Origin of the sequence: Baekduia sp. (assembly GCF_035318805.1) — a bacterium.
In the GTDB taxonomy this organism is placed as follows: Bacteria; Actinomycetota; Thermoleophilia; order Solirubrobacterales; family Solirubrobacteraceae; genus Baekduia.
The window spans coordinates 1-7,067 of the sequence record NZ_DATHDY010000088.1; the positions used below are offsets into that span (position 1 = coordinate 1).

General features: G+C 71.8%; 9 protein-coding genes. All 9 read right to left on the minus strand.

From position 1 onward, the window contains the following. Positions 1-795 (minus strand): AMP-binding protein (locus VK501_RS19110; protein WP_324340172.1); only part of this gene is annotated, 795 nt, incomplete at its 3' end. A gap of 18 nt (positions 796-813) precedes the next feature. After that, positions 814-1,896 carry a M50 family metallopeptidase gene (locus tag VK501_RS19115; RefSeq protein ID WP_324340174.1) on the minus strand — a complete coding sequence of 361 codons (1,083 nt, stop codon included), beginning with the start codon at positions 1,894-1,896 and terminating at the stop codon, positions 814-816. After that, positions 1,897-3,048, minus strand: a complete 1,152-nt coding sequence (gene dxr / locus VK501_RS19120; RefSeq protein ID WP_324340176.1) for a 1-deoxy-D-xylulose-5-phosphate reductoisomerase — start codon at positions 3,046-3,048, stop codon at positions 1,897-1,899. Between the two features lie 37 nt (positions 3,049-3,085). Then, positions 3,086-3,730 carry an ADP-ribosylglycohydrolase family protein gene (locus tag VK501_RS19125; RefSeq protein ID WP_324340178.1) on the minus strand — a complete coding sequence of 215 codons (645 nt, stop codon included), beginning with the start codon at positions 3,728-3,730 and terminating at the stop codon, positions 3,086-3,088. Then, on the minus strand, positions 3,712-4,587 hold the full coding sequence (locus VK501_RS19130; RefSeq protein WP_324340180.1) for a phosphatidate cytidylyltransferase: 876 nt from the start codon (positions 4,585-4,587) through the stop codon (positions 3,712-3,714). The genes VK501_RS19125 and VK501_RS19130 overlap by 19 nt, the downstream gene beginning before the upstream one ends. A 3-nt stretch (positions 4,588-4,590) precedes the next feature. Beyond that, entirely contained in the window at positions 4,591-5,268 is a 678-nt protein-coding gene (gene uppS, locus VK501_RS19135; RefSeq protein WP_324340182.1) for a polyprenyl diphosphate synthase, read from the minus strand. Then, on the minus strand, positions 5,265-5,822 hold the full coding sequence (gene frr / locus VK501_RS19140) for a ribosome recycling factor (RefSeq protein WP_349261036.1): 558 nt from the start codon (positions 5,820-5,822) through the stop codon (positions 5,265-5,267). Before frr ends, uppS begins: the two co-directional genes overlap by 4 nt. A 5-nt stretch (positions 5,823-5,827) precedes the next feature. After that, a complete protein-coding gene (gene pyrH, locus VK501_RS19145; RefSeq protein WP_324340186.1) occupies positions 5,828-6,562 on the minus strand; it encodes a UMP kinase in 735 nt (244 codons plus the stop codon). A 39-nt stretch (positions 6,563-6,601) separates the two neighbouring features. Continuing rightward, positions 6,602-7,067 (minus strand): elongation factor Ts (tsf, locus tag VK501_RS19150; RefSeq protein ID WP_324340188.1); only part of this gene is annotated, 466 nt, incomplete at its 5' end.

Below are 7,067 nucleotides of genomic sequence, written 5' to 3' on the forward strand. Positions count from 1 at the left end.
CCAGTGCGGGCGCACCTCGGGGAGGAACGCGATGATGTCGCGCGGGTTGGGACAGCAGGTGACCTGGAAGCCGAAGACGATCGGCAGGTAGTGGTGCGCGGCCCGCTCGGCGATGTGCGCGTTGGGCAGCCACGAGATGACGCGGGCGCCCTCGGGGAACTGGACGATGTCCTCGATCCCCGCCACTGCGGCCAGCAGGTTGCGGTGGGCCAGCTCGACGCCCTTGGGCGGCCCGGTCGTGCCCGACGTGTAGATCAGCGTCAGGACGTCCTCGGGTCCGAGCGCGGCGACCGAGGCGGCGACGTCGAAGTCGGCGGCGGGCAGGTCGTCCAGGCGCGTGACGCCCTCGGGCACGTCATCGCCGTCGACGACGATCACGTGCTCGAGGTCGGGGAGCGTCTTGCGCGCCTCCAGGACGTTGTCGAGGAACTGCGACTCGGTGATGATGATCCGCGCGCCGGCGTCACCGACGACGTACTCGATCTGGTTGGGCGCGTAGGTCATGTAGATGGAGAACGGCGTCGCCCCCACCATCATCGCCGCGAGGTCGGCCTGGTGGAACTCGGGGCGGTTGCCGAGCATCAGGGCGATCGTGTCGCCCTTGCGCAGGCCCAGGGCCGCGAGGCTCCCGGCGAGGCGGTCGACGCGCGTGCGCAGCTCGTCCCAGGTCCAGGACACGGCGCCGCCCTTGGTGCGGACGGCGACCTCGTCGGCGCGCTGCTGAGCGGTGAGCCGGAAGGCCTCCGCGATCGTCGCGGCGTCCACGCCCCGCTTCGGCGTCGTGCTGCTCTCCACTTGCCCCTCCCCAGTCGGTTACTTCATCCCGAAGCCGCCATCTTGGAGCCGGCCGATGTCGTTGGTCAACCCAACGGCGAACAGCAGGACGACCAAGACGAACCCCACGTAGCTGGCCTGCTCCATGACGCGGAACGGGATCGGGCGACGGCGCACCTTCTCCGCCAGCGCCCAGAAGATATGGCCTCCGTCCAGCGGAAGGAAGGGGAACAGGTTGACGATGGCCAGCGAGAGCGAGATCAGCGCGAGGATCGTCAGCCCCCGCTCCACGTTGTCGGCGGCGAAGGACTGGCGGGTCGTCTCGTAGGAGCCGACCACGCCGGAGAGGTTCTTGCGGGCGGAGCTGTCGTAGAACAGGCGCGTGACGGCGTCGACGGTGGCCTTCGTGACCGTCCACATGCCGGTGGCCGAGCGGCTCGCCGACTCGCCGACCGGCAGCGGCTGGTACTTGCCGTCGAAGGAGAAGCCGAGCAGCATCCGCCCCAGCGTCTTGTCGTAGCGCGGGCTGATCTGCAGCGTCTCGGTCCGGCCGGCGCGCTGGATCGTCACCTTGGCCGGCGCCGCGGCGACGCACTTGTCGACCTTGGCCCCGCTCGCGCACGTGTGCTTGCCGATGGCGTCGCGCAGGACCGTCGGGTCGCCGCGGACGCCGTCGACGGCGATCAGCTGGTCGCCCGGCCGCAGCACCCCGGTGGCGGCGGCGTTCTTCTGGACCTCGGCGACCTTGGACGTGCTCACCGGCTCGCCCTTGGCGGCGAACAGCACGAAGAGGATCAGGAACGCCACGAGCACGTTCATGGCGGGCCCGGCGCCGATGACGACCAGGCGCTTCCAGACCGGCTGGCGGTAGTAGGCGCGGTGCGCGTGCTCCGGCGGGATCTCCTCCGCCGGGTTCATGCCCGTGATCTTCACGTAGCCGCCGAGCGGGACGGCGCCGATGCCGTACTCGGTCTCGCCGCGCTTGACCGTGAAGAGCAGCGGCGGGAAGAACAGGGCGAACCGCTCGACGCGCATGCCGACGGCCTTGGCCGCGGCGAAGTGGCCGAACTCGTGGAGGATGATCAGCGCGGCGAAGCCGACGAAGGCGAGGATCCAGGACATCTACGCGCGGGCCCCGATCTGCTCGGTGGCCAGCTCGCGGGCCTCGCGGTCGGCCTCGAACAGCGACTCGAAGGCGCGGACGGGGCCGCCGGGCAGCTCCTGCAGCGTCGCGTCGATCACCTCGGCGATGCCGGTGAACGACAGCCGGCCGTTGAGGAAGGCGTGCACGGCGATCTCGTTGGCGGCGTTGAGCACGCAGGGCGCGGTGCCGCCGGTCAGCGCGGCCTCGCGGCACAGGCGCAGGCACGGGAAGGCCTCCTCGTCGACCGGCTCGAAGGTCAGCGACCCGATCTCGGCGAGGTTCAGGCGCTTCGTCGGCAGCGCGACGATGTCGGGATGGTGCAGCGCGTAGGCGATCGCGATGCGCATGTCGGGCAGGCCGAGGTGCGCGAGCTGCGCGCCGTCGGCGGTCTCGACCAGCGCGTGGACGATCGACTGCGGGTGCACGACGACGTCGATGCGGTCGTAGGGCACGCCGAAGAGGTGATGGGCCTCCATGATCTCGAGGCCCTTGTTCATCAACGTGGCCGAGTCGATGGTGATCTTGCCGCCCATCGACCACGTGGGGTGGTCGAGCGCCTGCTGCACCGTGACGCCCGCCAGCTCGGCGGCGCTGCGGCCGCGGAACGGACCGCCGGAGGCGGTGATCGTCATGCGCTCCAGCGCGCCGGCCGGCACGCCGTGGAGCAGGTGGTGCAGCGCCGCGTGCTCGGAGTCGACGGGCAGCAGCTGGGCGCCCGTGGCCTCGGCGAGCTGCGTGACGAGCTCGCCGCCGACGACCAGCGACTCCTTGTTGGCCAGCGCGAGGTCGATGCCCTCGCCGAGCGCCGCGACCGTCGGGCCGAGTCCGGCGGAGCCGACGAGGGCGTTGAGCACGAGGTCGGCGCCGGACTCGAGGACGAGCTGGACGAGCCCCTCCGCCCCCACCAGCACCTCGCCGTCGGTCCAGGCCTCCGCGGCGCGCGCGGCGGCGTCGCGATCGGCGATCGCGATGCGGCGCACACCGGTGCGGGTGGCCTGCTCGACGAGCGCCTCCCAGGAGCGCGCCGCGCTCAGCCCGACGAGCTCGAGATCGTCGGTGCGGGAGACCACGTCGAGCGCCTGGGTGCCGATCGACCCGGTGGAGCCGAGCACGAGAAGGCGTCGGGACATTCCCGAGAAGGGTAGCCGCGGCGAGCTCAAGGCCTGCTCAAGGCCGGCGGTGCGCCGCCAGGGCGGACACGGCCTGCTCCAGCGTGTCGTCGTCGGGCACCACGGTGCGCCCCAGCCACGGCACGCGCGCGATCGCCGTCGGGCGCCGGCAGCCGAGGATGCCGCCGACCAGCGCGGTCAACGACGCGGCCCCGCCGCCGCCCAGGCGCACGGCCGCCCGCATGCCCTCGCTCGGGTCGTCGTGGCGGTGCAGGACGGCCAGCAGCGCGTCGACCACCGCGCGGTCGTCGGCGGCGACGCCGCGAAACGGCGGGGGCCAGTCGTCGGCGTGGTCGGCGACCAGGTGGTACAGCGGCCGGCCGGCCAGCGCCCAGGCGGCCAGATCGGCCACCAGGACCGGGGCGAAGCCGAAATGCAGCGCGGAGGCACGGCGCGCGAGCGCGTCGGGCTCGCGCCAGCCCAGCGCCAGCGCCGCGGGCAGCCCCGACGGGGACAGTCCCACGGTTGCGGCCGCCTCGAGCACCGCGGCGGTGATCGCGCCGGTCGGGCCGACGTCGTCGGTGAGCCGGTCGCGCTTGATCTCGCGCGGCGGCCGGCCCGCCCACGGCAGGCCCAGCGCCTCGCCCACGGCGACCCCGAGCAGCCCGCCCCGGAGGGCGTCGGTCAGGTCAGGGCGAGCCACACGTAGTAGCCCGTGACGGCGGTGAACAAGATCGCGTCGAGACGGTCCAGCGCGCCGCCGTGTGCGCCGAACAGCGTCCCGGTGTCCTTCGTGCCGGCATCGCGCTTGAGGTAGGACTCGAAGAGGTCGCCCAGCGGGGCCGCCAGGGCGATCGACACGCCGAGGATCGCACCCTTCGTGCCGCCGAACCACTCCTGGCTCAGCCCCGCCCACCACACCGCGGCGGTGCAGACGACGATCCCGATCGCCAGGCCTTCGACGGTCTTGTTCGGCGAGATCGACAGCGCCAGCGGCCGCCGGCCGAAGGCCCGGCCGCCCAGGTAGGCGCCGGTGTCGCCGGCGAAGGTCCCGAGCAGCACCGCGAAGACCAGCGCGCCGCCGTGCGGCAGGTCGCGCAGCAGGACCGCGTGCGCCAGCGCCAGCCCGATCCACGCCAGGCCCATGAGGGTGACCGAGATCGCGGGCGCCCCGCCGCCCCGAGCCTGGTTGACCGTCACCAGGAACACGAACGGGATGCACGCCATGAACACCAGCAGCACCGTCCCCCGGTCGCCCAGCGCGGCGGCGGTCAGCAGCCCGGCCAGGCCGATCGCGCCGGCCAGCCGCGCCGGCCGCGCCCGCTCGAACATCGAGAACAGCTCGTGCAGGCAGACCAGCCCGAGGATGCCGAGGCCGACCTGGAAGACCGCGCCGCCGAGCGCGACCATCGCCAGCGCCACCACGAGCGCCGGAATCGCCACGAGGATGCGCGCGCCGAGGTCCGAGCCGCCGCTGCGGCGGCGCGGACGCGCGCCGCCTCCCCCTCCGGAGGCCGGCCGGCGCTGCCCCGCGGGTCGACGGCGCCGTGGCTGGGGCACGGGTCAGCGCCCTCCGAAGCGCCGGGTGCGCGCCGCGAACGCGTCAAGCGTCGCGCGGAACGCCTCGCGCGAGTAGTCGGGCCACAGCTCGTCGCGGAACACCAGCTCGGAGTAGGCCGACTGCCACAGCAGGAAGTTGCTCATCCGCTGCTCGCCGCTGGTGCGGATCACGAGGTCGGGATCGTGCATGTCCGGCGCGTACAAGAGCCGGCGGAAGTCCTCTTCGGTGCCGCCCTCGAACCGCGCGGCGGCGTCGACGATCTCGGCCCGCCCGCCGTAGTTGAAGGCCACGAAGAGCGTGATGCGATCGTTGTGCGCGGTCTTCGCCTCGGCCCAGTCCATCTGCTCGAGCAGCGCCGGCGCGACCCGGTCGCGCCGGCCGATGAACCGCATGCGCACGCCCTCGGCCTCGAGCTCGGGCGTCTCGGACAGGATCCGCTGGGAGAACATGCGCATGAGCGCCGTGACCTCCTCGGCCGACCGCGACCAGTTCTCGGTGGAGAACGAGTAGACCGTCAGCTCGCGGACGCCCAGCTCGGCGGCGTCGCGCAGCCGCGCCTTCACCACATCGGCGCCGGCCTTGTGGCCCTCGGCGACGGGCAGGTCCCGCGCCTGCGCCCAGCGGCCGTTGCCATCGGTGATGATGGCAACGTATCTGGCGCCGCCGCCCGGGTCGCTCAAACCTCGAGGATCTCTTCTTCTTTGCCCTTGAGGAGGACGTCGAGCTCGCCGATCTTCGCGTCGGTGAGCTTCTGCAGCTCCTGCTCGCCCCGGCGCTCGTCGTCGGCGCCCACGTCGCCCTCGTCCTTGAGGCCCTTGAGGTCGTGCATGATGTCGCGCCGCACGTTGCGGACCGAGATGCGGCCGTCCTCGGCGAGGCCGCGCACGACCTTGACCAGCTCGCGCCGGCGCTCCTCGTTGAGCTCGGGGATCGACAGGCGGATGATCCGGCCGTCGTTGCTGGGCGTGAGCCCGACGTCGGACTCCATGATCGCCTTCTCGATGATCTTGATCGAGGACTGGTCGTAGGGCTGGACGGTGATCAGGCGCGCCTCGGGCACGTTGACCGTCGCCAGCTGCTTGACCGGCGTCAGCGCGCCGTAGTAGTCGACCATGATGCGGTCCAGGACGGCCGGGCTTGCCCGGCCCGTGCGCACGGAGGAGAACGTGTTCTGCGCCGCCTGGACGGCGGCGTTCATCCGCTCGCCCGCCTCGGCCAGCAGCTCGTCGATCAGCTCACTCATGAATCTTCTGCCTCCGCCTTGACGAGGGTGCCTACGCGCTCGCCCGACACTATCCGCTCGATGTTGGTCTCGTCGTCCATGTTGAAGACGTGGATCGGCAGGCGGTTCTCCATGCAGAGCGTGAGCGCCGTGGCGTCCATCACCCGCAGGCCGCGCCGCAGCGCCTCCATGTGCGTGATCTCGGGGATCATCACCGCGTCGCGGTCCTCGCGCGGATCCGCGGTGTAGACGCCCTCCACCCCGTTCTTGGCCATCAGGATAGCCTCGGCGTGGATCTCGACCGCCCGCAGCGCGGCCGCGGTGTCGGTCGTGAAGAACGGGTTGCCGGTGCCCGCCGCGAAGATCACGACGCGCCCCTTCTCGAGGTGGCGCATCGCGCGGCGGCGGATGTAGGGCTCGGCCACCTCGGCGACGGTGATGGCGCTCTGCACGCGCGTGTGGACGCCCTGGGTCTCCAGGGCGTCCTGCAGCGGCAGCGCGTTGAGGACCGTCGCGAGCATCCCCATGTAGTCCGCGGTGGCGCGGTCCATGCCGGCCGCCGCGCCCTTCATCCCGCGGTAGATGTTGCCGGCGCCGACCACGATCGCGATCTCGACCCCGCGGTCGTGGACCGCACGGATCGATGCGGCGACCGCCCGGAGCCGCTCCGGGTCGGTGCCGTAGTCCTGGGAGCCCATGAGGGACTCGCCGGACAGCTTCAGGAGGATGCGCTTGAAAGCAGGATCAGCCAAGACGGGGCGATCCTACGTGCCGCGGGGGCTGGATGCCCGCTACTCCCCGACCGCGAAGCGCGCGAAGCGCTTGACCACGACGTTCTCGCCGGTCTTCGCCGAGAGGTCGCCGCGGAGCTGCTCGATCGTCTTGCCGCCGTGCTTGTCGGGGTTGACGTGCTCCTGGTCGAGCAGGACGACGTCGGCGAACCACTTCTTGAGCTGGCCCTCGACGATGCGCGGCCGGATGTTCTCCGGCTTGTCGGCGGCCATCTCCTCGAAGACGCGGATCTCGCGGTCCTTGTCGGCCTGCGGCACGTCCTCCTCGGACACGTACTTCGTCTGCGGCGACGCGGCGATGTGCAGCGCGAGGTCCTTCGCGAAGGCGATGAAGTCCTCGTTCTTGGCGACGAAGTCCGTGTTGCACTCGACCTGCACGAGCACGCCGACCTTGCCGGTGGCGTGCACGTAGCTCTGGACGGTGCCCTCGGAGGTCTCGCGCCCGGCGAGCTTGCCGAGCTTGTTG

Excerpts from the sequence above, each read along its gene's own strand:
- VK501_RS19115 (WP_324340174.1), bottom strand. The coding sequence starts at position 1,896 with ATGTCCTGGATCCTCGCCTTCGTCGGCTTCGCCGCGCTGATCATCCTC.
- dxr (WP_324340176.1), bottom strand. The coding sequence starts at position 3,048 with ATGTCCCGACGCCTTCTCGTGCTCGGCTCCACCGGGTCGATCGGCACC.